The organism is Neobacillus vireti, assembly GCF_036962345.1.
GTDB lineage: Bacteria > Bacillota > Bacilli > Bacillales > Cytobacillaceae > Neobacillus > Neobacillus vireti_A.
Genome location: NZ_JBALNB010000016.1, coordinates 20,219 through 45,193, shown reverse-complemented (window position 1 = coordinate 45,193; position 24,975 = coordinate 20,219). Strand labels below are relative to the sequence as shown.

The window sequence follows — 24,975 nt, the reverse complement described above, 5'->3', positions numbered from 1 at the left end:
GTTGATAAATCAACAAATAATGAATGATTATTCAGTTGGATAGAATTTAAATATTATTATTCGTTTATAATGGAGTTGTTTAAAATTAGTCATAATTCGACAAAAACAACAATTATCAACTGTGTGCCTAGTTAAAAAATTCGACAGATAGCCATCGTTTTATGGGGGGAATTGTAAAAAAAATAAAATATATTAATGCTAATAGTTGAGTTTATTGCACATTTATTGATTTTTGGGTATATTTTGATGATAGAAGAGGATGAAAAAAGGCAATAATGAATTAATAGAATAGTCGATTTGCCTAAATTAGGAGGGTAACAAATGCAAGAAAAATTAAAAACGTTTTATCTCACTACCCCGATTTATTATCCGAGCGGAAATTTACATATTGGTCATGCTTATACAACCGTGGCTGGAGATGCAATGGCGCGGTATAAAAGGATGCGCGGTTTCGATGTAATGTATCTTACAGGGACAGATGAGCACGGACAAAAGATCCAGCGTAAAGCAGAAGAAAAAGGAATTTCTCCACAGCAGTATGTTGATGAAATCGTGGACGGGATTAAGGATCTATGGAAAAAGCTAGATATCTCCTACGATGACTTTATCCGAACAACTGAAGAGCGACATAAACAAATTGTCGAAAAAATCTTTGCTAGACTGCTTGAGCAGGGGGATATCTACCTTGATAAGTATGAAGGATGGTATTGTACTCCATGTGAGTCCTTTTATACCGACCGCCAATTAGTTGATGGCAATTGCCCAGACTGTGGAAGACCTGTGGAAATCGTTAAAGAAGAGTCCTACTTCTTCAAAATGAGCAAATATGCAGATCGACTATTGCAATACTATGAAGAAAACCCTGAGTTTATCCAGCCGGAATCCCGGAAAAATGAAATGATAAATAATTTTATTAAACCAGGCTTAGAGGATTTAGCTGTGTCGAGAACTACCTTTGATTGGGGAGTAAAAGTACCAGGGGATCCAAAGCATGTAATTTATGTTTGGATCGATGCATTGTCAAACTATATTACAGCACTTGGTTATGGAACTGAAAATGATAGCAAATACTTAAACTACTGGCCAGCAGACGTTCATCTAGTAGGAAAGGAAATTGTCCGTTTCCACACAATTTATTGGCCAATCATGTTAATGGCTCTTGAGCTGCCACTTCCAAAAAAGGTATTTGCACATGGCTGGCTGTTAATGAAGGACGGCAAAATGTCCAAATCTAAAGGAAACGTTGTAGATCCAGTTACATTAATCGATCGTTATGGACTCGATGCTCTTCGCTACTATTTATTAAGGGAAGTGCCATTCGGTGCCGATGGAGTATTTACTCCGGAAGGATTTGTTGAAAGAATTAATTTCGATTTAGCGAATGATCTGGGGAATCTGTTAAACCGAACAGTAGCGATGATCGAGAAATATTTTGATGGTGTCATTCCAGCCTATTCTGGTTCCACGGGAGAATATGATGAAGCATTGCTTCAGGTGAACAGTGAAACTGTTTCTAAATATGAGGAAGCAATGGAGAAAATGGAGTTTTCTGTTGCGCTAACATCTATTTGGCAATTAGTGAGCCGGACGAATAAGTATATAGATGAAACGCAGCCGTGGACACTGGCAAAATCAGAAGAACGGAAAGAGGAGTTAGCTAGTGTCATGGTTCATCTAGCTGAATCATTAAGGAGAACCGCTATCCTGCTCCAGCCTTTCTTAACGGTGACACCGAATAGCATTTTTGCTCAACTGGGAATAAATAATGAAGAACTTAAGACATGGGAAAGTTTAGACAGCTTTGGAGCGATTCCTGCTAAAACAAAGGTTTCAAAAGGAAATCCGCTGTTTCCGCGGCTTGAAATTGCGGATGAGGTTGAATTTATTCGTTCGAAAATGGGAGCTACCACTCCGGTTGAAGAAGCAAAACAAGAAGTAAAGCAAGAGGAAAAGCCAGAAGAGGCTGAAGAAATTGGAATCGATGATTTCATGAAAATTGATTTACGTGTGGCAGAAGTAATTCAAGCTGAACCAGTTAAAAAAGCAGATAAGCTGCTAAAACTTCAGTTGGATTTAGGCTATGAAAAACGCCAGGTTGTTTCAGGGATTGCCCAGTATTATAAGCCTGAAGAATTAGTCGGAAGAAAGGTCATCTGTATTACAAATCTAAAGCCAGTGAAGTTACGCGGAGAACTTTCACAGGGAATGATTCTGGCAGGTTCAAAAGATGGTGCCTTATCGATAGCCACAGTCGATCAAACACTGCCTAATGGTTCGAAAGTAAAGTAGACAAGAAATTATTAGAAGAGCCTTTATAGGCTCTTTTAATTTGAGCAGTGTCTAGCTGCAGCGCCTAGGGGCTCGGGTCATAAGCTTGTCTAGTTACGGCTCCTTGGGACTCGAGGAATAAGCCATCCCATGAAGAAGGCAAAAAGCGCCTTCTTGCATGGTTCGTCTTATGCCTTCGTCCCAGGACACTCGCCTTCACATTTCTGACAATCCGTCAAGAAGGTTAAAGAGCAACCTTCTCGCCGGCTCGTCTTATGCCTGTCGCCCCTGTGCACAAAGGGAAGCTCCTTAGAATAATCTTCGCAGGAACAAGCTGTGCTTGTTCCGAAGGCGCTTCCGCTTTGAAATGTTCCACGTGAAACAAATTTCGTGGCATTTCCATTTTTTCTTTATATATTCGACAAGAATGTAGTGATAATATTCGTCAAAAGGGGTTAATTATATGTTATTTGATACACATGTACATTTAAATGCGGAACAGTATGAGGAAGATTTAGAGGAAGTTATATTCCGGGCACAAGAAGCAGGAGTATCTCATATGGTTTGTGTCGGGTTTGACAGACCTACCATCCAAAAGGCAATGGAGCTTACTGAAAAATATGACTTTATCTATGCTTGTGTAGGCTGGCATCCTGTGGATGCCATTGACATGACAGATGAAGATTTGCTTTGGATAGAGGAATTAGCTGCACACCCAAAAGTAGTAGCAATCGGGGAAATGGGATTAGATTATCATTGGGATAAGTCCCCTAAAGAAATTCAAAAAGAGGTGTTTCGTAAACAAATCCAATTAGCGAAAAAGGTAAAACTCCCTATCGTTATACATAATCGAGAAGCAACAGCAGATATTGTAGAGATACTAAAGGAAGAGGGAGCAGATGAAGTAGGGGGGATTATGCACTGTTTTAGCGGCAGCCCTGAGGTTGCAGTAGAATGTCTAAAAATGAATTTTTATATCTCCCTTGGAGGTCCAGTTACTTTTAAAAATGCCAAAAAACCCAAAGAAGTGGCAGATGTCGTTCCGTTAGAAAAATTACTAATTGAAACGGATTGCCCCTATTTAGCACCTCATCCTTATCGTGGAAAACGCAATGAACCCGGATATGTAAAGCTTGTCGCGGAACAAATTGCTGAAATAAAGGGCATTTCCTTCGAGGAAGTTGCAAACGTCACAACTGCAAATGCAAAAAAATTATTCGACATAAATTGATAGACAAGCATGTCGAAGTTTATAGAAGCTTGTCCTAATTTTTAACTATAACTTAAAGTTCTACATGCCTCCTTTTCCTCATAGGATAACCGTGTCGATAAGTTTTCCTTTGCAAATTTCCCAACTATATGCATAATTAGAAATACGTTCACACATATGCAAGGGTTGACAGCCGACAGCATGTTTCTCAATAATCTCTCCAAAGAGAAGGAGGCGTTTTTCATCGTATTCAAAAACATGAAAAACCTGTTTTCCAAGTCTTTGGGTATGAAAAGGTTGGCGATCATTTTTGCTAGTTTTGTAGTTTTAGCAGCAACTCTGGGTTTTTCATATTATGAAGGATCAAAGAAAACGCTGGAATTGACACTAAACGGACAGCAAAAAGTAATAAAAACACATGCCGATACGGTAAAGGATTTATTCGCTGAGCTAGATATACCCATAACCTCAAAAGACTACTTGTCACCTTCAGCCAATGCTAAGGTGAAAGACAATCAGAACATTGTCTGGAAGCAAGCAAAACAGGTTCAAATTGTCCAAGACAACGAGAAAAAAACGATATGGACAACAGCAGGCACGGTTGCTGAGCTCTTAAAAGAGCAAAGTATTGTATTGAACGAACAGGACGAAATTACACCAGGACCGCAGGAAACAGTAAAAAACAAGATGGGAATTAGCATCAAATTCGCTCTTCATCTTACACTAGTAGACGGCGGGAATGAGCAGCAAGTATGGTCCACTTCGGCTACGGTCGCTGACTTTTTAACACAACAGGGAATTATACTTAATGAATTTGACCGAGTTGAACCGTCATTATCAGAGACAGTGAAAAGGGATGACGTAATTAACGTCATACGCGTAGAAAAGGTCACCGATGTAGTGGAAGAACCAGTTCAATTTGCCGTCATCACCAAGAAAGATGAGAGCTTAGAAAAAGGAAAACAAATTACTGTTAGTGAAGGCAGACAGGGGCTTGTTTCAAAAGAATATGAAGTCATCCTGGAAAACGGTAATGAAGTTTCAAGAAAATTAATGGGTGAGCAGAGTCTTAGAACGAAACTCGATAAAGTTGTGGCTGTCGGAACAAAGGAACTACAAATTCAAGTATCCCGTGGAGCAGAAACTGGAACAGAGTTTTATGTTAATACTACTGCCTATACAGCATATTGTAACGGCTGTTCAGGGAGAACAGCAACAGGATTTGATTTACGTGCCAACCCAACAGCTAAGGTCATTGCTGTTGATCCGCGTGTGATTCCACTGGGGACGAAAGTTTATGTGGAAGGCTATGGCTATGCTGTAGCTTCTGATACAGGCGGAGCAATTAAAGGACACAAAATAGATGTTTTCTTTCCAACCAAAGCGGAGGCATTCCGCTGGGGAGTTAGAAAGGTCAAAATTAAAATTCTTGAATAAGTTACCAGTGCAGAGGAATCGCAAAGCCTCTGCATTTTGCTTTTTCTTTAATTTTCATTATACTTACATGGAAATCACTAGGTTATTTACTAAATGATATGAAAGCATTTGTTAATATAGACGATGGACATTACAAAAATGTTTCATTTATTTTTCAATTTTTAATAATGGCTGTTTTCGTAATATTGTTGTTAAAATCTTAAAGCCGATTTTAACGTGGAAATAGTTATTTTGTGCTTTGGAATTTAGTTTGCAGGTTCTTTTCTTATAAATTTATTCTATTTTCTGTGGAAACTAGCGTAATAATAAAATTTTATTCCAAAAAGGAGCAAAGTTTAAGAAAAGAGCCTCTATAAAGATTCTTCGGAGGACTTGATGAGAATAAAAGAATTTATTGTAGTAGAAGGAAAAGATGATACTACCGCCATTAAACGTGCCGTTGATGCGGATACCATCGAAACCAATGGTTCCGCAATTAATCAAGAAACAATTGAAAGAATAAAAAGGGCACAAAAAACAAGAGGGGTGATTATCTTTACAGACCCCGACTATCCTGGTGAGAAAATTAGAAAAACGATTACAGAAAACGTCCCAGGCTGTAAACACGCTTTCCTGCCAAAAGAAGCTGCCATTGCTAAAAATGGAAAAGGCTTAGGAGTAGAACATGCACATATAGAGGCGATTAGGAGCGCGCTAAGGGACGCACAAACCATGTCAGAGGCTATCCAAGAAGAAATGACGCAAGAGGATTTAATAACAGCAGGCCTCATTGGAGGAGCAGGTTCAAAGGATCGAAGAATCATGTTGGGAAAAATTTTGAAAATCGGCTATACCAATGGAAAACAACTTCATAAACGATTAATGATGTTCCAAATCAGCAGGCAGGAATTTGCAGAGGCACTTGCAGTTGTTATACAGGAGGAAAAACATGAATAAAGACATTGCTACCCCAATAAGAACGCGGGCAATATTAGAAAAATACGGTTTTTCTTTTAAGAAAAGCCTGGGTCAAAACTTTTTAATTGATACCAATATCTTACATAGAATAGTGGATTTTGCTGAACTAGGTGAATCCTCAGGGGCAATTGAAATTGGTCCTGGAATTGGAGCCCTTACGGAACAGCTTGCCCGCCGGAGTAAAAAGGTTGTTGCTTTTGAGATTGATCAAAGATTATTACCCATTTTGTCTGATACACTTTCTCCTTATGAAAATGTAAAGATTATTCATAAGGACATTCTTGAGGCAGATGTTCAGGATGTCATCGATACAGAATTTATAAATTTCAATGATATTATGGTGGTTGCCAATCTTCCTTATTACGTGACGACTCCGATTATTATGAAACTGTTAGAGGAACATATCCCAATTCGTGGTATCGTGTGTATGCTGCAAAAAGAGGTTGCTGATCGCATTTCAGCGAAGCCTGGCACAAAAGAGTATGGCTCTCTTTCTATCGCTGTACAGTACTACACAAGGGCAGAGACAGTGATGATTGTTCCAAAAACAGTCTTCGTTCCCCAGCCGAATGTAGATTCTGCAGTGATCCGCTTAACCAGAAGGGACGAACCAGCGGTAATCGTAAAGGATGAAAAGTTCTTTTTCCAAGTAACACGAGCAAGTTTTGCCCAAAGAAGAAAAACATTGCTGAACAATTTAACAAGCCAGCTGCCGGACGGGAAACAAAAGAAAGAGGACATTCTTAACGCACTAAAAGCAGCCGAAATCGAGCCGACCCGAAGAGGGGAGACCCTTTCTGTTGAAGAATTTGGCCGTCTGAGCGACGAATTACTAAACTATTTTCAATAGACCATTTATGGTCTATTTTTTTTGATTTCGTGAGTGACCGAAAAGATTTGTCGCCAATCGAGGGTTTTGAGGACAAATCATGTGCATTGGCCGGAAGATTTGTCTCCAATCAAGGGTCTTGAGGACAAATCATATGTAGTGACCGAAAGGATTTGTCCCCAATCGAAGGTCTTGAGGACAAATCATGTGTAGTGGCCGAAAGGATTTGTCCCCAATCAAGGGTCTTGAGGACAAATCATGTGCATTGGCCGGAGGAATTGTCTCCAATCAAGGGTCTTGAGGACAAATCATATGTAGTGACCGAAAGGATTTGTCTCCAATCGAGGGTCTTGAGGACAAATCATGTGCAGTGGCCGATAAGATTTGTCCCCAATCGAGGGCCTTGAGGACAAACCGCACGGCATGCCCCTTCATTCGGACACAGTTACCTTTACACTCACCAAACTATGTCTAAGGTAATCTCTTGTAAACTATTTAGTATAAAAGCAACAAAGTTTACGAAAAGAGCCATTTTTTGTGAATGAAACTCTGTCAATCACAAAAATATGTGTAGTTGCATAGCCTATCTAAGAAAAACTTTATTTGGAAGGCCTATATGCTGGTCTAATTGGAGTGACGACAGTGGAAATAAAAATAATGGATATTGTCGGCAGACGTTCTTATAACTGTGATATCCTTTTCAGAGTCATTGATATTCAAAGACTAAACGGTCAGAGATTTGTGGTCCTATACGGTGAAGATATTCGCTTAGTGGCAGATGCACCTTACGAGGATTTAGTGGTTATTAACAAAAATGTAAGGTCTAAAATCATACAGGAATATAAAAACCTTGAAGAACAATCCTTTCGGTTATTTGCACAAGACGTAGAATTATTAAAACAAAGGCAGGATTACGAAGCGACGGGAGGCTATGTACAGCCAGCCAATTATTTTCAAATTCCAGGGAAGGTTCTTCACTTAGATGGAGACCCAGATTACTTACAGAAATGTATGACTCTATACGAGAAAATTGGGATTCCTGTCTACGGTATACACTGTAACGAAAAGGAAATGCCAAATAAAATTGGCGGGTTAATTGATCAATACCGTCCGGATATAATAGTTATTACTGGTCATGATGCCTATTCGAAGGCGAAGGGGAAGATGACTGATATTAATGCATATCGCCACTCAAAGCACTTTGTTCAAACGGTCAAAGAAGCCCGAAGGAAAATCCCTCATTTAGATCAACTCGTTATTTTTGCGGGTGCGTGTCAGTCCCACTTTGAATCTTTAATACATGCAGGTGCAAATTTTGCTAGTTCCCCCTCACGAATAAATATTCACGCTCTGGATCCCGTTTATATTGTTGCCAAAATCAGCTTTACGCCGTTTATGGAAAGTATCAATGTATGGGATGTTTTGCGTAATACATTAACAGGGGAAAAAGGGCTTGGAGGTATTGAGACAAAAGGAGTCTTACGAACAGGAATGCCTTATAATCCCGTCCAGGAGGAAGAATAAGCCAAATCGAAAAGCAGCAGTCACCTGAGCTAGATAATTTTTCATACTTTCTAGCTTAACTTTTCAAGAGGCTTATTTTTTTTGTAAAAGGCACATAATCCTTCCTCTTTAAGGTAAACCTAGGATTGTTGAAAATTGGGAGAAAAAGTAGAAGAAAAGATATTGACAATCTTTTTGTCGGACTGATATAATTTTATGTTTTATTTGACAGAAAACATGTCAGTGTGATATACTTTACACAGTGAGGTGGACCGAATGCCAAAAACTTTAGCCGATATCAAAAAGGCTCTTGATTCAAATTTAGGGAAAAGATTGTTACTTAAGGCAAACGGAGGACGTAGAAAAACAATCGAACGCTCCGGTGTATTAGCCGAAACGTACCCTTCGGTTTTTGTAATCGAGTTAGATCAAGAAGAGAACGCATTTGAACGCGTTTCATACAGTTACGCTGATGTACTGACTGAGACAGTTCAAATTACCTTCTATGAAGATGCAGCAGGAAATGTAGCTTTAAGCTAAAATATAGGCAATTTTTTAGGGCAGAAAATCAATTGATTTTCTGCCTTTTGCTTTATCTAAAATAAAATTGAATTCTAAATAACATACTAATAATACCGTGAGTGTTATAAAGGGGTTGTTTAGATGGCAAGAAGAAGAGGAGTCATGTCTCCCCAGTTTAAAGAAGAACTTGCAAAAGAACTTGGCTTTTATGATGTCGTCCAAAAAGAGGGTTGGGGCGGCATTAAGGCCAAGGATGCAGGAAACATGGTGAAAAGAGCCGTGGAACTAGCTTCCGAACAGCTGATGAAAAACAACAGAAAGTCTTAATATAAGGTGGTTACGGCCACATTTGTTAGTCAGCATTTGCTTCTCCATATTTAAACAAAACAGGCACCACGGTAAAGGACAGGGAGAAGGAATCTCCTTGTCCTTTAAATTTATTCATAGACTTTTTTTCCTATTAGAAGTTTTATGGTAAAATAGGAAAAAATATATGATCGATAGAAGTGTAGGTGGGCGTAGTGAAGCTTTTAGTAAAAGCACCAGCCAAAATTAATTTATCCTTGGATGTTTTATATAAGCGTCCGGACGGTTTTCATGAGGTTGAGATGATCATGACGACGATAGATTTGGCGGATCGGGTTGAACTGACTTTATTAGAGCAGGATAAGATACATATTCTTTCCCATAACCGATATGTTCCTGATGACCAACGGAACTTAGCCTTTCAAGCAGCGCAATTGCTTAAGGACCGATACCAGGTGAAAAAAGGGGTTCAAATAACGATTGAAAAAACAATCCCTGTTGCAGCTGGTCTGGCTGGAGGAAGCAGTGACGCAGCAGCAACACTTAGGGGACTGAATAAACTGTGGGATCTTGGATTAACATTAGATGAACTAGCAGATCTTGGTTCAGAAATCGGTTCGGATGTATCATTTTGTGTGTATGGGGGCACAGCATTAGCAAAGGGAAGAGGGGAAATGATTACGTCCCTTCCTGCTCCGCCAACTTGCTGGGTAATTTTAGCAAAACCCTTTATTGGTGTTTCTACCGCTGAGGTGTACCGCAGGCTAGATCTAAACGGAATGAAGCACCCGAGTATCAATGAAATGGTCAAAGCAATTCTAAACAATGATTACCAAAGCGTATGTAAGAATGTTGGAAATGTTCTAGAAGATGTTACTTTAAAGCTTCATCCGGAGGTAGCCCAAATAAAGGAGCAAATGAAGCGTTTTGGTGCTGATGCCGTTCTGATGAGCGGAAGCGGGCCAACTGTCTTTGGAATTGTCCAGCACGATTCTAGAATGCACCGGATCTATAATGGCCTTAGAGGTTTTTGTGATCAGGTATTTGCTGTAAGAATGCTTGGGGAAAGACACACTCTTGATTAAAAACGTACAAAAGTGATATCCTTATAATAGAATATTCGTCTTTTGGAGGTTACTATGAAGTTTCGCCGCAGTGAACGATTGATAGATATGACGAGCTATTTACTTGACCATCCGCGCCAGCTTGTACCGCTTACCTTCTTTGCGGAACGTTACTCTTCTGCGAAATCTTCCATTAGTGAAGACCTAGCAATTGTTAAAGAGACCTTTGAGCAAAGAGGAATCGGAACGTTACAAACAGTACCTGGAGCTGCTGGTGGAGTTAAATTTTTTGTAAGCGTTAGTGATGAAGAAGCAAGACCATTTGTGAATGAGCTATGTTCGTTAATTGCACACCCAGACAGACTTTTGCCGGGGGGATATTTGTATTTAACCGATATATTGGGTAATCCTTCGATTGTCCAAAAAGCGGGCCGAATTATCGCTTCTGCATATGTAAACACTAAAATTGATGTGGTTATGACAGTAGCAACGAAGGGAATTCCTCTTGCTTATGCGGTAGCCAGCCAATTAAATACTCCTGTCGTTATCGTAAGAAGGGACAGCAAAGTCACCGAGGGCCCAACCGTAAGCATTAACTATGTTTCAGGTTCAGCAAAAAGAATTCAAACTATGGTGCTTTCAAAAAGGAGCATGCCGGTAGGATCGAGGGTTTTGATTGTCGATGATTTTATGAAAGCTGGCGGCACTGTAATGGGAATGATCAGTCTCCTTGAGGAATTTAATGGTACGGTAGCTGGTATTGCAGTATTGGTCGAGGCCGAGAAAATTGAAGAACGGCTGGTTGATGAATACAAATCACTTGTGAAATTAACGGATGTTGATGTGAAGGAAAAGAAAATTCAGGTTACAGTAGGAAATTATTTCAAAGGCAGAACGGAGGAATAGCATGAAAGTAGTACAAACGAACCAAGCACCTGCAGCAATTGGCCCTTATTCACAAGGTATAATTGTAAACAATCTCTTTTACAGCTCAGGGCAAATCCCATTAACAGCAGAGGGCGTTATGATAGAGGGCGGTATAGAAGAACAAACCCATCAGGTTTTCAAAAATCTAGGTGCGGTTCTTTCAGAAGCAGGGGCGTCATTTGAAACTGTTGTTAAAGCTACAGTATTTATTAAAAGCATGGATGACTTTGCTGCCATTAACGAAATATATGGAGAATATTTTTCAACGAATAAACCGGCACGTTCTTGTGTCGAGGTAGCTAGATTACCTAAGGATGCATTAGTTGAGATTGAAGTAATCGCGCTCGTAAAATAAAACGAGCGTTTTTTTATTATTTTTACAATGATAAGCTTTATATATCAGACTTTTATAAATCTTCATTTTTTTACAAAATAATTTTAAAAATAATATAATAAAAGAAGGATTTACTAGATTACTTGTTGAATTAATAACACTAGCTTTTTAACACAAGAAAAGGGTGGTGTGAGCACATGGAAGTAACAGACGTAAGATTACGCCGCGTTAACACAGACGGTCGAATGAGAGCGATTGCATCAATTACATTAGACAATGAATTTGTGGTACATGACATCCGTGTTATCGACGGAAATAATGGTTTATTTGTCGCAATGCCTAGTAAACGTACTCCAGATGGAGAATTTCGTGATATTGCGCATCCAATCAATTCCGGAACACGCGGTAAAATCCAAGAGGCCGTATTGGCTGAGTATCATCGCTTAGGTGAATTAGAAGTAGAATTTGAAGAAGCCGGAGCTTCCTAGAAAGAGTTATTCAACCTAGAGCCTACTACATAAGTAGTGCTCTTTTTTTATTTCGCCTCTATTCTCCTCCATACTCCCTCAACAAATTTTTTCAAAATAACAAATTCGGACACTTTTCTTACATTCCTTGAAAAGACTGACTAATTGCGTTAATATTTTTAATGGATAAAGCTGTTTTCGTAAAGATTGTTGTAAAATTTTTATAGCCTATTTTAACGTATATGTAGCAATTTTGCGTTTTAGAATGTAGTTAAAGGCTCTTTTCTTTTATTGAACTTTTTACTCTTTATGTGAAACCTACACATAATTATGAAATTTTGTTCCAAAAGCATTAAAGTTTAAGAAAAGAGCCATAGATAAAAAGGTAAATTGGAGGACTGTTCATGACTAATCGTTATGCTGTGATTTTGGCCGCAGGACAAGGTACCCGGATGAAGTCAAAGCTTTATAAAGTATTACACCCTGTATGTGGGAAACCTATGGTTCAACATGTTGTCGACCATGTAAAATCATTAAACATTCAAGAAATGGTTACCGTCATTGGTCATGGAGCCGACTTGGTAAAAGCTCAATTAGGGGAAGTAAGTCATTATGCCCTTCAAGAACAGCAACTTGGAACAGCACACGCAGTAATGCAGGCACAAAATATGCTCGAGGGTAAAGAAGGAATAACCATTGTTGTTTGTGGTGATACCCCTTTAATAAAGGCTGAAACGATGGAGTCTTTGTTTAAACATCATGAGGAATCATCTGCAAAAGCAACCATTCTTACAGCAAGAATTGATGACCCGACGGGATATGGCCGCATTATTCGAAATGATAATGGTCATGTTGAAAAAATAGTGGAACATAAAGACGCAACAGAGGCTGAGCGGAATATAAATGAAATTAACACTGGAACTTATTGCTTTGACAATGCTGCGTTGTTTGAAGCATTGAAAAAGGTTTCAAATGATAATGTACAAGGTGAGTATTACCTTCCAGATGTCATAGAAATCCTAAAAAATCAAGGAGAAATTGTTACTGCGTACCAAACAAATGATTTAGAAGAAACGTTAGGTGTAAATGATAGAGTAGCTTTAGCGGAGGCAGAAAGAATAATGCAGAGCCGCATAAATGAAAAGCATATGCGGAATGGAGTTACGATCACCGACCCAAAGAATGCGTACATTGAATCTGATGTTGTCATTGGGCAGGATACCATTATTCTTCCGGGGACAATCCTAAAAGGTAAAACAGTGATTGGTGCAGACTGTCAAATTGGACCTAACACTGAAATTGATACATGCATAGTAGGAGATGAAAGTGTCATCCGTCAATCTGCCGCCTATAACAGCAGCATTGGCTCTTTCGTTAATATTGGTCCATTTGCTCATATTAGACCGGATTCAGCCATAAGTGACGAAGTGAAAATTGGAAACTTTGTTGAAATCAAGAAGGCTGTTTTTGGAAAGGGAAGTAAAGCTTCACATCTAAGCTATATTGGTGATGCTGAGGTTGGTAAGGATGTAAATATCGGTTGTGGATCTATAACCGTTAATTATGATGGTAAAAATAAATTCCTAACGAAAATTGAGGATGAAGTGTTTATTGGCTGTAATTCTAACCTAGTTGCACCTGTTACCGTTGGAAAAGGAGCGTATGTAGCTGCTGGATCAACCATTACAAAGGACGTTCCGGGTAATGCATTGTCGATTGCACGTTCACGCCAGGAAAACAAAGAAAATTATGTCGATAAGCTTAACCTTAAAAAATAATTTGGGCTGTTTTCGAATTGATTGTTGTTAGAATCTTAAAGCCGCTTTTAACGTGGAAATATTTATTTTGCGCTTTGGAAATTTAGTTTACAGGAACTTTTCTTAATTAAAGTTTAACAAAAGCTCCTAGGTAAAAATATTGGAGGGCACTATGTCGAATCAATACTTAGATCCAAACTTAAAGGTATTCAGTCTAAATTCAAATCTCCCATTAGCAAAGGAAATCGCTAAAGTGATTGGTGTCGAACTAGGAAAAAGTTCTGTAACAAGATTTAGTGATGGGGAAATTCAAATTAATATCGAAGAAAGTATCCGTGGCTGTGATGTATATGTCATTCAATCGACAAGCGCACCTGTTAATGAAAATATTATGGAATTATTGATCATGATAGACGCTCTGAAAAGAGCCTCTGCAAAAACGATCAATATTGTAATGCCATACTACGGATATGCCCGCCAGGACCGTAAGGCAAGGGCACGTGAACCGATTACAGCCAAATTAGTGGCAAACTTGCTTGAAACAGCAGGAGCGACTCGTGTAATCTGCTTAGATTTACATGCACCACAGATTCAAGGTTTCTTTGAAATTCCAACCGACCATTTAATGGGTGTACCGATACTGGCAGAATACTTTAAAAAGAGGGAATTTAATGGTGACCTCGTTATTGTTTCTCCAGACCACGGTGGTGTTACGAGAGCTAGAAAATTAGCAGAACGTTTAAAAGCGCCTATTGCCATTATTGATAAACGTCGTCCACGGCCAAATGTGGCAGAGGTTATGAATATTGTTGGTAATATCGAAGGGAAAATTGCAATCCTAATTGATGATATTATTGATACAGCAGGGACGATTACACTTGCAGCAAATGCATTAGTCGAAAATGGCGCAAAAGAAGTGTATGCATGCTGTACACATCCAGTGTTGTCAGGACCGGCGATTGACAGGATTCAAAATTCAAACATAAAAGAATTAGTCGTTACGAATTCGATCTCTCTTCCAGAAGAGAAAAAGACAGATAAAATTATCCATCTTTCAGTGGCTCCGTTGATGGGTGAAGCCATCATCCGCGTCCATGAAGAACAATCTGTGAGTACACTATTTGATTAATCTAGCTCCACAAGAGTAAGCTTCGTAAGCGATACTTCGCACGAAAGAAAAGCGTTAGCTTTTCTGAGGAGCGCCTAGCCCCTCGGGTCATAAGCAACCCGTCAAGAAGGTTAAAGAACAACCTTCATGCCGGGTCGTCTTATGCCTATCGGGGCTGGACACTAAGGAAAGCTGCTTAGAATGTTCTTCGCAGGAACAAGCTGTGCTTGTTCCGAAGGCGCTTCTGCTTTTTTAACATCCAATGTTTAGACCTTCCTGTTTTGGGGAATTTTTATAGAGACAGTTATTGTACAAAACTAGGAAGGTGACTAAACATATGAGTACTGTTTTACAAGCAATGGAACGTAAGGAACTACGCTATTCAGAGTTAAGGAAAATTAGAAACAATGGAAATATTCCTGCCGTTATTTATGGGCGAAGTGTTGAAAGTAAACCTGTTTATGTAAGTTCAGCAGATTTAACGAAAACAATCCGCCAAGTGGGCCGAAATGGCGTTATTTCTCTTGATGTTGAGGGCAGTAAGCATGATGTGGTGTTAAGTGATTATCAAGAGGATAGTATCAAAAGGGAAATTATCCATGTGGATTTTCTTGCAGTAGATAAATCGTCAAAAATAACGGTAACAGTAAGGCTTGTCTTAACGGGCGATGCAGCTGGTGTGAAGGACGGCGGTGTCTTACAGCAGTCTGTGCATGAATTATCGATTACATCCACTCCAACTGAGATTCCACAGCAAATTGAAGTGGATGTAACGAATCTACAGGTAGGTGAAACCTTAAAGGTCTCCGACATCCTATATCAAGGTTCGTTTACCATTAACCATGAGGAAGATGAAGTAGTTGCAAGTATTCTCCCTCCTAGACAAGAAGAGGAAATTAATGCAGGAGAGCAGCAAGAAGGCGGTCATCCTGATAACGAAGAAGGCAGAGAAACAACCCCAGTTGGCGAATAATTTGCAGACGTAACCTTAAAAGGTTACGTCTTTTGTCGCATAAATTAGAGAAAAGACGTATTATTAAGTGGGAGAGATTACAATGCTCCGAAAATTAATCAGCAGGTGGACTGGACCGAAAGAGAGTGAGAGAATGAAGTTAATTGTTGGTTTAGGAAACCCCGGAAAACAATATGAAAAAACAAGACATAATATTGGTTTTGAAGTAATCGAAGAGCTTGCCAACCAGTTATCCATTTCCTTAGATCAATCAAAATTTAAAGGATTATTCGGGATGGGTTTTCATAATGGTCAAAAAGTTATTTTACTTAAACCACTTACATATATGAATCTTTCAGGGGAATCTATTCGAGCAATAATGGATTATTACCAGATAGATATCGAAGATTTTGTGGTGATTTATGATGATCTTGATTTACCTGTCGGGAAAATTAGGCTTCGTCAAAAGGGAAGTGCTGGCGGCCATAATGGAATAAAGTCCACGGTTGCACATCTTGGAACCCAAGAATTTAACAGAATACGGATTGGGATTGATCGACCTAAAAACGGTATGAAGGTTCCTGATTATGTATTAGGACGGTTTCATGAGGATGAAATGGCATTAACGAATGAAGCTGTCCTAAAGAGTGCAGATGCGTGTAAAACCTGGTTAGAAAGACCCTTTCTACAGGTTATGAATGAATTTAATCAGTAATCGTTCATGGGATAACCTCTCCTTTCATAAAATAAACCAATTATCTTTTTTATGAAAGGCTGGCAATAAAATTTAAGAAAAGAGCTATATGAATAATATCAGTGAATAACTTCCCTCTTCATCGTAAATACTATAATCAATAGTAGAATAGGGAGGGAACTGCGTGGCCATTCATTATCATTGCCGGCATTGCGCTACAAACCTTGGTTCCATTGAGCAATCATCGATACACAGCGAAGCACTCGGTCTTCATAAATTAACAGAACAAGAAAGACAAGAGATGGTCGCGTATGATTTGGCTGGGAATATCCACATTACTGCCATTTGTGAGGATTGTCAGGAGTCATTAGAAAGAAATCCAGACTATCATCAATATGATTTCCTCATTCATTAAACATCCGCTTTGGACGCACTCCAAAGCATTTTTCTATTTTTATTAAATTAGTTAAAATATGAAAAAAGATTCAAAGAGAGGAGGAACGAGCTTTTGAAAGGGTTAAAATCTTTATTCCTAGACCAGGAAGATATTCACTCCATTATTTCAGGAGTCCAAGAAGGTTTGAAGGAACAGCTTATTGCTGGTTTATCGGGGTCATCTAGAACGGTATTAACTGCGGCTATTTATGAGCAGATTAAAAGACCAATTTTGTTTATTACCCATAATCTATTGCAGGCGCAAAAATTATACGAAGATATTGTAAATCTAGTAAGTGAGGATGAAGTTTTTCTATTTCCTGCAAATGAGTTAATTGCAGCAGAAATGAGTATTGCCAGTCCTGAATTAAAGGCCCAAAGGATTGAGGCATTAAACCATTTAAGCAAGACAAACAAAGGTATTATTATTGTTCCAATTGCTGGACTTAGAAAGGTCATTCCACCTAAGTCATTGTGGAAGCAGTACCAGCTATCGTTTAAATTAGGCGATGATTTGGATGTCACTAAGGTTCTTACTACTTTTGTGAAGATGGGTTATGTTCGTTCGGAAATGGTTTCTACACCAGGGGAGTTTAGTATAAGGGGCGGCATTATCGATATTTATCCTCTAACAGTCAGCAACCCAATAAGAATAGAATTATTTGATACTGAAATCGATTCCATCCGCTATTTTTCCTTGGAAGATCAGCGGTCCATTGAAAAGACAACAGAAGTTCTAATTGGTCCTGCTACAGAGGTGCTTTTTGAAGCAGAGGAATTTAGCAGGGTAATTGGTAAGTTAGAGGACGGATTGGCTAAGAGTTTACGTAAATTAAAGGATGATAAGGCAAAGATTCAGCTATCGCAGAATATTAGCTTTGAACTTGAACAACTTAAAAATGGTCAGAAACCAGACCAAGTATTTAAATATCTTTCATTAGCCTATAAAGGTGATACTAGTTTGCTAGACTACCTTCCGCGTAACGGAATGGTATTTATTGATGAAATCAGCCGGGTTCAAGAAATGAATGAATCATTAGTGAAAGAAGAAGCGGAATGGTATACATCCCTGCTTAGTGAAGGTCAAATCATTCATGATTTGACAATTTCTCATGACATACATGGGCTCCTTCAAAAAAGTGCGTTCCCAATTCTTTATATGAGTTTGTTTCTTCGGCATGTGGCAAATACAAGCCCGCAAAATATCATTAATGTTTCCTGCAAACAAATGCAAAACTTCCATGGTCAAATGCACCTGCTTAAAGCAGAAGTAGAAAGATGGAAGAAAGGTAATTTTTCTATCCTTTTTTTAGGAGCAGATGATGATAGAGTAAAAAAACTAGAACAAGTTTTAGAGGATTATGAAATAGAAGCATCCATCTCAAAGAACAATCAGCAGCTTTTACCTGGAAAAGTCCAGATTATGAAAGGGAACCTGCAAACTGGCTTTGAGCTTTCCATACAGAAAATTGCTGTGATTACAGAAGAAGAGCTCTTTACGAAACGTGTCAAAAAGTCCACTACTAATAGACAAAAGCTTTCAAATGCTGAAAGAATTAAGAGTTATTCTGAACTTAAAATTGGCGACCATGTCGTTCATGTTAATCATGGAATAGGTAAGTATTTAGGAATTGAGACATTGGTAATCAATGGAGTCCATAAGGATTATCTCCATATCCGCTATCAGGGGTCTGATAAGCTTTACGTTCCTGTTGAACAAATCGACCTTGTCCAGAAGTATGTTGGTTCGGAAGGGAAAGAACCAAAAATCTACAAACTGGGCGGCAGTGATTGGAAAAAGGTGAAGAAGAAGGTACAATCTACTGTCCAAGACATTGCCGATGATTTAATTAAGCTTTACGCTGAGCGTGAAGCAGCGGTTGGTTATGGCTTCTCTCCTGATGGTGATATGCAAAGAGAGTTTGAAGCGGCTTTTGCTTATCAGGAAACGGAAGATCAGCTCCGTTCCATCCATGAGATTAAGAAGGATATGGAAAAGTCTAGACCTATGGACCGTTTGCTTTGCGGTGATGTGGGTTATGGAAAAACGGAGGTTGCGATTCGCGCCGCCTTCAAAGCAATGGCGGATGGAAAACAGGTGGCGCTCTTAGTGCCAACAACGATTTTGGCCCAACAGCATTTTGAAACGATGAGAGAAAGATTCCAGGACTATCCAATCAATATTGGACTTTTAAGCCGCTTTCGTTCGAAAAAACAACAAACGGAAACGATAAAAGGGCTAAAGGCTGGAACAGTGGATGTAGTAGTTGGAACACATCGGATTTTATCAAAGGATATTGTCTATCGTGATTTAGGATTATTAATTATTGATGAAGAACAAAGATTTGGCGTAACCCATAAAGAAAAGATCAAAAGGTTAAAAACGAATGTTGATGTATTAACATTGACCGCGACTCCAATACCGAGAACGCTTCATATGTCGATGCTTGGTGTTCGTGATCTATCTGTTATTGAGACACCGCCTGAGAACCGATTCCCTGTCCAAACCTATGTAATGGAATACAATGGATCGCTAGTTAGAGAAGCGATTGAGCGGGAGTTGGCACGTGACGGACAAGTATACTTCTTATATAACAGAGTAGAGGACATTGAACGAAAGGCAGAAGAAATATCGATGCTCGTTCCTGATGCCCGCGTAACATTCGCCCATGGACAAATGTCAGAAAATGAATTGGAATCTGTTATGCTCAGCTTCCTATCCGGAGAGTTTGATGTTCTTGTCAGCACAACCATTATTGAGACTGGGGTAGATATTCCAAATGTGAATACGCTGATTGTCTATGATGCGGATAGAATGGGACTTTCCCAGCTTTACCAGCTTCGTGGACGTGTCGGCAGGTCAAATCGCGTCGCTTATGCTTATTTCACTCACCGTAAGGACAAAGTGTTGACTGAAGTGGCTGAAAAACGATTACAGGCGATTAAGGAGTTTACAGAGTTAGGCTCCGGCTTTAAAATTGCCATGCGGGACTTATCGATTAGAGGTGCAGGGAACCTGCTGGGAGCACAGCAGCACGGATTTATTGACTCTGTTGGGTTTGATTTGTATTCCCAAATGCTTAAAGAAGCGATTGAGGAAAAGAAAGGCGATTTGAAAGCAGAACAAAAAGCAACAGTGGAAATTGATTTAGAAATAGACGCGTATATTCCAGATACCTACATCAAAGATGGGCATCAAAAAATCGAGATGTATAAGCGCTTTAGAGGAGCGCAAACCCTGGAGGATATAGAGGAACTTCAAGCAGAAATGCTCGATCGATTTGGTGAATACCCAGAAGAAGTCGATTATCTATTCCAAGTAGCCGAAATGAAGGTTTATGCACTATTAGCAGGTGTTGAAGTGATTAAGCAAGTAAAGCAGGAAGTAACGATCTTAGTAAATGAAGTGGCAAGCAGTTCAATTGATGGTCAGAAGGTATTCGAATTGAGCAGTAAATATCCAAGAATGATTGGTCTTGGAATGGATGGTCAGAAACTTAAATTGACGATACAAACGAAAGGCACTGATACTGCCCGCTGGCTAAATATCGCATTTGAATTAATAAAAGGCCTTCAAACAGCAAAAAGAGGCCAGGAAAATCCTGTTTAAATGGATTTACCGTGAAAAGGGACACTCTTTCTGCTTCCAATATAGGATAAATTCCTTGTCTAGTTCCAGCGCCTAGGGGCTCGGGTCATAAGCTTGTCTAGTTTCGGCTCCTTGGGACTCGAGTCATAATCCGCCCCCTGAAGAAGGCAAAGAGCGCCTTCTTGCAGGGTTCGTCTTATGCCTTCGTCCCAGGGCAGTCGCCTCCACCTTTCCGACAATCCGTCAAAAAGGTTAAAGAACAACCTTTCTGCCGGCTCGTCTTATGCCTGTCGCCCCTGTGCACAAAGGGAAGCTCCTTTGAATAATCTTCACAGGAACAAGCTGTGCTTGTTCCGAAGGCGCTTCCATTTTTCGGTGTTTGTGAAAAAATATTACGGATGTGTATAGAACTTTCCAGATGAAAGATACTAAGTTCAAAGTTGGTAGTGATTAGCAAAGTTGTAACGCCTTGATAGTCACTAACCAGGTTAGTTAAAATCATCAGATGAAAGTGAGGCAACATTGGATGAAAGCAACTGGAATAGTTCGTCGAATCGATGATTTGGGTCGTGTTGTCATTCCCAAAGAAATACGCAGAACACTGCGTATCCGTGAGGGGGATCCGTTAGAGATCTTTGTAGATCGAGATGGGGAAGTTATTTTAAAGAAGTATTCACCAATCAGCGAGTTAAGCGATTTTGCCAAAGAATATGCAGAAGCCCTTTTTGACAGCCTCGGGAATCCGGTACTAATTTGTGATAGAGATAGTTATATTGCGTTAGCAGGTAGTTCGAAAAAAGATTATTTAAATAAAAATATAAGCGATCTAGTGGAAAAAACCATGGAAGAGCGCAATTCCGTTCTTGTAACCCAACAAGGTGATATCTCGTTGGCTGATGGGAATGATGAAACCATCTCATCTTATACAATTGGGCCAATCATTGCAAATGGTGACCCAATCGGAGCGGTAATCATTTATGCAAAAGAGGGTACACTTGGTGAAGTAGAGAAGAAGGCTGTTGAAACAGCAGCTGGATTTTTAGCAAGACAAATGGAGTCCTAGAACTAATAGTATACTTACAAATAAAAGAGACAGCCTTTGCTGTCTTTTTTATTTATGTGAAATCCTGCTATCGTCTAAAGTAACTTGTGGACTTGGCTTAACGCGCGCTTCCGCCTTTTAAACTGTGATATAATACTCTCGAGTTTATTTAAGGAGATTAGAAATGAAGCCAGTAAATCAATCGAGAGCTCTTTTTAGGGGGGCTTTTATTTTAGCGGCAGCAGCACTAGTAACTAAGATTCTAAGTGCTGTTTATAGGATTCCGTTTCAAAACATTGTCGGTGATATTGGCTTTTACATATATCAGCAAGTATACCCGTTTTACGGACTGGCTATGGTGCTGGCTACTACTGGTTTTCCAGTGGTGATATCCAAACTGTATGCAGAACAAAAGGCGAAAAATGATCATGAGAAAACGAGACGGCTTTTATTTGTGTCATTTGTCATTTTACAGTTATTTGGCCTCATCTGTTTTTTAATCCTTTATTTAGGTGCAGATTTTATTGCATTATGGATGAATGATGAGCAGTTAGCGATTTTATTGAAAGTTGTTTCCATCGTTTTTTTACTCTTCCCGATTACTTCTATCCTAAGAGGGTACTATCAGGGAAAGGGGGATATGCTTCCGACTGCCTTATCTCAGGTAGGAGAACAATTAATTCGAGCCTTTACGATTCTCCTTTCTGCCTATATTTTAACAGAGTTAGGATATTCGCGTTATCTCATTGGCGGTGGCGCCATGTTTGGCTCAATTACAGGAAGTATGGTATCAGCCATTATTTTGTTTACATTCCTTTGGATTCGTAAAGAATGGAAAATAATCGCTCCAAGGAAAGGAATGCTCCTTGGCTATTATCGAGAGGCAGGAGAGATTGTAAAAGCCCTAACCTTTCAAGGTCTTACGATCTGTATTAGTGGAATGCTAATGATTTTTATTCAAATGGCAGATGCATTGAACCTATATTCCTTACTCACAGAAAGTGGTTATGAACAGGATGTGGCAAAAGGGTTAAAGGGCATATTTGACCGTGGGCAGCCATTAATCCAGTTAGGTACGATTATTGCAGCTTCCATGTCCTTATCGCTTGTTCCCTTAATAACAAGTGCACGAATGAAAAAGGATTACTCATTCCTTAAGGATAAAATTCAGCTCGCCATTAGGGTAAGTATCGTGATTGGTGTAGGTGCATCGGTAGGCTTATGGGCAATTATCGAACCTGTGAATATTATGTTATTTAAAAATAACTCAGGTTCCTCCGTGTTAGGAATTCTTAGTTTTGTCATCTTGCTTAGCTCCATCATCACCACGATTATTGCGATTATGCAGGGGTTAGGTTCATTGTTTTTTCCAGCAGCAGCAGTGCTTGCTGCATTTCCTTTAAAGTACGGCTTTAATGCATTAATGGTCCCCGTATTTGGAACAGCGGGAGCAGCTTATGCTTCCCTATCAACCTTAGTGCTGGTTAGCTTGCTTTTATATGTTAAATTTAAAAAAATGCAGTCCTTTTCGCTGATAACCCTTCAATTTCTTGGGGTCATTGTGTCAGCAGCTGTTGTAATGGTGTTATTTTTAAAAGGCAGCTTGGCCCTAATTGATATGATTACAATACCAGCAGGTACTGAAAGAATAATGGCAACAATCAAAGCTCTTGGCGGTGCTTTTTCGGGAGGGTTCCTATTCTTATTTATTATCATTAGAGGAGGAGTCTTTTTGGAGAAGGAACTATCATTATTTCCATTCGGGAGCAAATTGAGCCTTTTATTATCCAAAAAGAATAGGAGTTAACTATTTATGGGCAAATCAATTGAAATTCTCGGTTTGGGAGCTGGAGACCTCGATCAACTCCCTTTTGGTATTTATAAAAAATTAGTTCAGGCAACTCATGTTTATTTGAGGACCAAAGAACACCCTGTTGTGATGGAATTGGAAAAGGAGAACTTCCGCTATACTTCCTTTGATTCCATCTATGAAAAACATGATCAGTTTGAGGACGTTTATCAAGAGATTGTCCAAACTTTACTGCAAAAGGCAAATGGAGAAGAGGTAATCTATGCGGTGCCTGGTCACCCGCTGGTTGCTGAGCGGACAGTGCAATTGCTCTTGGAATACGGTCCAAAAGAGAATGTTGAAATTTTAATTGGCGGCGGACAAAGTTTTGTCGATGCTCTTTTTCAGTCATTAAAAATTGATCCAGTCGACGGTTTTCAACTTCTTGATGGTACTTCCCTTCATTCCAGCCAGCTGCAAATCGATCAACATATCTTCATTAGTCAAGTTTATGACCAATTTGTAGCCTCAAATATTAAGCTGACTCTAATGGAAAGGCTTCCTGATGATTACGAAGTTGTGATTGTTCGTGCCGCTGGGAGCAGCCAGGAACAAATTGATCGGATTCCTTTATATGAGCTGGATCGGAAGGTTACCCTTGATAACCTTACTTCAGTTTATGTTCCTCCCGTACAGGATGAACAAATTATGCTTAAAAACTTCTCTAAGCTGCGCAGTATCATTGCAACACTAAGAGGCCCGAATGGTTGTCCGTGGGATAAAGAACAAACACATGAATCTCTAAAAAAATACTTAATTGAAGAAACGTATGAAGTCATTGAGGCCATTGATAGTGGTGATATTGACCATTTAATAGAAGAGCTTGGTGATGTCATGCTTCAAGTGATGCTTCATGCTCAAATTGGTGAGGATGAAGGATATTTTGCGATTGAAGATGTTATTGAGATTCTTTCCGCAAAGATGATTCGCAGGCATCCACATGTATTTGGTGATAAACAAGCAGAAGACTCAAAAGAAGTACTCCTGAATTGGCAGGAAATTAAAAAGCAAGAAAAAGGGGAAAAGGAAGCCTCTTTGCTGGATGGAGTTTCTAAAGCGATGCCAAATTTGGTAAGGGCATATGAAATTCAAAGGAAAGCGGCAAAGGTTGGCTTTGATTGGCAGGAGATTACACCTGCTTTAGAGAAGGTAAAAGAGGAGCTAAAGGAATTCGAGGATGAGTTGACAGGTGAGACTAAGAATCTGGAGGCTGCAAAAAAGGAATTTGGTGATATTCTTTTTGCCTTCGTAAATGTTGCGAGGTTTTTAGACATTCATCCAGAAGAGGCATTATTTGAGACAAACGAAAAGTTTATAAGAAGGTTCCGGTTTATTGAGGAAAAAGTAAAAAACAGTAATAAGCCAATAGAAGATTATTCCTTGGAAGAACTTGATCGGTTCTGGGATGAAGCAAAAGCAAACGGACTTTAAGATTGGAGGAGCTTTTATGAGATTAGATAAGTATTTAAAGGTATCAAGATTAATTAAGAGAAGGACGCTCGCAAAGGAAGTATCCGACCAAGGCAGAATTCTTGTGAACGGGAAGGAAGCGAAGGCAAGTACGACTGTCAAAGTTGGTGACGAGCTAACGATTCGCCTTGGACAAAGGCTTGTTACAGCAAGAATTGATGTTATTCAAGATACAACTCGAAAAGAAGCAGCTGCTGAAATGTATACGATTATTAAAGACGAAAGACTGAATGAATCACAGCTCTAATCTTGGCA

General features: G+C 39.3%; 22 protein-coding genes. All 22 read left to right on the top strand.

Translation table 11 applies throughout. The features are described from left to right. The first annotated feature begins 321 nt into the window (after positions 1–321). The 22 genes from metG to V7108_RS19455 all read left to right on the top strand — a co-directional run bounded on the left by metG (position 322) and on the right by V7108_RS19455 (position 24,967). Complete coding sequence (metG, locus tag V7108_RS19560) at positions 322–2,289, top strand: methionine--tRNA ligase (protein ID WP_335511703.1); 1,968 nt, start codon at positions 322–324, stop codon at positions 2,287–2,289. A 442-nt stretch (positions 2,290–2,731) separates the two neighbouring features. Further along, positions 2,732–3,499, top strand: coding sequence for a TatD family hydrolase (locus tag V7108_RS19555; RefSeq protein WP_335511705.1), 768 nt, complete (start codon positions 2,732–2,734; stop codon positions 3,497–3,499). A gap of 237 nt (positions 3,500–3,736) precedes the next feature. Beyond that, entirely contained in the window at positions 3,737–4,915 is a 1,179-nt protein-coding gene (locus V7108_RS19550) for a ubiquitin-like domain-containing protein (protein WP_335511707.1), read from the top strand. Between the two features lie 375 nt (positions 4,916–5,290). Next, positions 5,291–5,851: a ribonuclease M5 gene (gene rnmV, locus V7108_RS19545; RefSeq protein WP_335511709.1), complete on the top strand. Its 561-nt coding sequence runs from the start codon at positions 5,291–5,293 to the stop codon at positions 5,849–5,851. Next, positions 5,844–6,722 (top strand): 16S rRNA (adenine(1518)-N(6)/adenine(1519)-N(6))-dimethyltransferase RsmA, encoded by an 879-nt coding sequence (gene rsmA / locus V7108_RS19540; protein ID WP_335511711.1) that lies wholly within the window; start codon positions 5,844–5,846, stop codon positions 6,720–6,722. Before rnmV ends, rsmA begins: the two co-directional genes overlap by 8 nt. Positions 6,723–7,343: 621 nt before the next feature. After that, on the top strand, positions 7,344–8,225 hold the full coding sequence (gene yabG, locus V7108_RS19535; protein WP_335511713.1) for a sporulation peptidase YabG: 882 nt from the start codon (positions 7,344–7,346) through the stop codon (positions 8,223–8,225). A gap of 255 nt (positions 8,226–8,480) precedes the next feature. Then, positions 8,481–8,744, top strand: a complete 264-nt coding sequence (gene veg, locus V7108_RS19530; protein WP_335415523.1) for a biofilm formation stimulator Veg — start codon at positions 8,481–8,483, stop codon at positions 8,742–8,744. Between the two features lie 123 nt (positions 8,745–8,867). Continuing rightward, positions 8,868–9,053 (top strand): small, acid-soluble spore protein, alpha/beta type, encoded by a 186-nt coding sequence (locus V7108_RS19525; protein WP_335511715.1) that lies wholly within the window; start codon positions 8,868–8,870, stop codon positions 9,051–9,053. Positions 9,054–9,247: 194 nt separating this feature from the next. Continuing rightward, on the top strand, positions 9,248–10,117 hold the full coding sequence (gene ispE / locus V7108_RS19520) for a 4-(cytidine 5'-diphospho)-2-C-methyl-D-erythritol kinase (RefSeq protein ID WP_335511717.1): 870 nt from the start codon (positions 9,248–9,250) through the stop codon (positions 10,115–10,117). 54 nt (positions 10,118–10,171) lie between these two features. Further along, on the top strand, positions 10,172–11,002 hold the full coding sequence (gene purR / locus V7108_RS19515) for a pur operon repressor (protein WP_335511720.1): 831 nt from the start codon (positions 10,172–10,174) through the stop codon (positions 11,000–11,002). Position 11,003: 1 nt separating this feature from the next. Beyond that, the gene (locus tag V7108_RS19510; protein ID WP_335511722.1) at positions 11,004–11,378 is read left to right on the top strand and encodes a RidA family protein; all 375 of its coding nucleotides are present in this window, start codon (positions 11,004–11,006) and stop codon (positions 11,376–11,378) included. A 176-nt stretch (positions 11,379–11,554) separates the two neighbouring features. Continuing rightward, positions 11,555–11,845 (top strand): septation regulator SpoVG, encoded by a 291-nt coding sequence (gene spoVG / locus V7108_RS19505; protein ID WP_003347151.1) that lies wholly within the window; start codon positions 11,555–11,557, stop codon positions 11,843–11,845. Positions 11,846–12,228: 383 nt separating this feature from the next. Further along, a complete protein-coding gene (glmU, locus tag V7108_RS19500) occupies positions 12,229–13,602 on the top strand; it encodes a bifunctional UDP-N-acetylglucosamine diphosphorylase/glucosamine-1-phosphate N-acetyltransferase GlmU (protein WP_335515752.1) in 1,374 nt (457 codons plus the stop codon). Positions 13,603–13,753: 151 nt separating this feature from the next. Further along, positions 13,754–14,710 (top strand): ribose-phosphate diphosphokinase, encoded by a 957-nt coding sequence (locus tag V7108_RS19495; RefSeq protein WP_335515755.1) that lies wholly within the window; start codon positions 13,754–13,756, stop codon positions 14,708–14,710. Between the two features lie 316 nt (positions 14,711–15,026). After that, positions 15,027–15,662, top strand: a complete 636-nt coding sequence (locus V7108_RS19490; protein ID WP_335515758.1) for a 50S ribosomal protein L25/general stress protein Ctc — start codon at positions 15,027–15,029, stop codon at positions 15,660–15,662. Between the two features lie 133 nt (positions 15,663–15,795). Then, positions 15,796–16,356 carry an aminoacyl-tRNA hydrolase gene (gene pth, locus V7108_RS19485; protein WP_335515805.1) on the top strand — a complete coding sequence of 187 codons (561 nt, stop codon included), beginning with the start codon at positions 15,796–15,798 and terminating at the stop codon, positions 16,354–16,356. A 163-nt stretch (positions 16,357–16,519) separates the two neighbouring features. Then, the gene (locus tag V7108_RS19480; RefSeq protein ID WP_335515763.1) at positions 16,520–16,750 is read left to right on the top strand and encodes an anti-sigma-F factor Fin family protein; all 231 of its coding nucleotides are present in this window, start codon (positions 16,520–16,522) and stop codon (positions 16,748–16,750) included. A 93-nt stretch (positions 16,751–16,843) separates the two neighbouring features. Beyond that, positions 16,844–20,380, top strand: a complete 3,537-nt coding sequence (mfd, locus tag V7108_RS19475; RefSeq protein ID WP_335515766.1) for a transcription-repair coupling factor — start codon at positions 16,844–16,846, stop codon at positions 20,378–20,380. Positions 20,381–20,885: 505 nt separating this feature from the next. Beyond that, entirely contained in the window at positions 20,886–21,422 is a 537-nt protein-coding gene (spoVT, locus tag V7108_RS19470) for a stage V sporulation protein T (RefSeq protein ID WP_335515768.1), read from the top strand. 163 nt (positions 21,423–21,585) lie between these two features. Beyond that, entirely contained in the window at positions 21,586–23,208 is a 1,623-nt protein-coding gene (locus V7108_RS19465; RefSeq protein WP_335515772.1) for a putative polysaccharide biosynthesis protein, read from the top strand. A 6-nt stretch (positions 23,209–23,214) separates the two neighbouring features. Then, entirely contained in the window at positions 23,215–24,681 is a 1,467-nt protein-coding gene (gene mazG, locus V7108_RS19460; RefSeq protein WP_335569137.1) for a nucleoside triphosphate pyrophosphohydrolase, read from the top strand. 16 nt (positions 24,682–24,697) lie between these two features. Beyond that, positions 24,698–24,967 (top strand): RNA-binding S4 domain-containing protein, encoded by a 270-nt coding sequence (locus tag V7108_RS19455; protein WP_335515778.1) that lies wholly within the window; start codon positions 24,698–24,700, stop codon positions 24,965–24,967. Positions 24,968–24,975 lie beyond the last annotated feature (8 nt).

Coding starts and splice junctions, on each gene's coding strand:
- glmU (WP_335515752.1), top strand. CDS start 12,229: ATGACTAATCGTTATGCTGTGATTTTGGCCGCAGGACAAGGTACCCGG.
- V7108_RS19495 (WP_335515755.1), top strand. CDS start 13,754: ATGTCGAATCAATACTTAGATCCAAACTTAAAGGTATTCAGTCTAAAT.
- V7108_RS19510 (WP_335511722.1), top strand. CDS start 11,004: ATGAAAGTAGTACAAACGAACCAAGCACCTGCAGCAATTGGCCCTTAT.
- pth (WP_335515805.1), top strand. CDS start 15,796: ATGAAGTTAATTGTTGGTTTAGGAAACCCCGGAAAACAATATGAAAAA.
- V7108_RS19555 (WP_335511705.1), top strand. CDS start 2,732: ATGTTATTTGATACACATGTACATTTAAATGCGGAACAGTATGAGGAA.
- rsmA (WP_335511711.1), top strand. CDS start 5,844: ATGAATAAAGACATTGCTACCCCAATAAGAACGCGGGCAATATTAGAA.
- spoVT (WP_335515768.1), top strand. CDS start 20,886: ATGAAAGCAACTGGAATAGTTCGTCGAATCGATGATTTGGGTCGTGTT.
- spoVG (WP_003347151.1), top strand. CDS start 11,555: ATGGAAGTAACAGACGTAAGATTACGCCGCGTTAACACAGACGGTCGA.
- purR (WP_335511720.1), top strand. CDS start 10,172: ATGAAGTTTCGCCGCAGTGAACGATTGATAGATATGACGAGCTATTTA.
- veg (WP_335415523.1), top strand. CDS start 8,481: ATGCCAAAAACTTTAGCCGATATCAAAAAGGCTCTTGATTCAAATTTA.
- mazG (WP_335569137.1), top strand. CDS start 23,215: ATGGGCAAATCAATTGAAATTCTCGGTTTGGGAGCTGGAGACCTCGAT.
- V7108_RS19550 (WP_335511707.1), top strand. CDS start 3,737: ATGAAAAACCTGTTTTCCAAGTCTTTGGGTATGAAAAGGTTGGCGATC.
- metG (WP_335511703.1), top strand. CDS start 322: ATGCAAGAAAAATTAAAAACGTTTTATCTCACTACCCCGATTTATTAT.
- V7108_RS19490 (WP_335515758.1), top strand. CDS start 15,027: ATGAGTACTGTTTTACAAGCAATGGAACGTAAGGAACTACGCTATTCA.
- V7108_RS19465 (WP_335515772.1), top strand. CDS start 21,586: ATGAAGCCAGTAAATCAATCGAGAGCTCTTTTTAGGGGGGCTTTTATT.
- V7108_RS19455 (WP_335515778.1), top strand. CDS start 24,698: ATGAGATTAGATAAGTATTTAAAGGTATCAAGATTAATTAAGAGAAGG.
- rnmV (WP_335511709.1), top strand. CDS start 5,291: ATGAGAATAAAAGAATTTATTGTAGTAGAAGGAAAAGATGATACTACC.
- V7108_RS19525 (WP_335511715.1), top strand. CDS start 8,868: ATGGCAAGAAGAAGAGGAGTCATGTCTCCCCAGTTTAAAGAAGAACTT.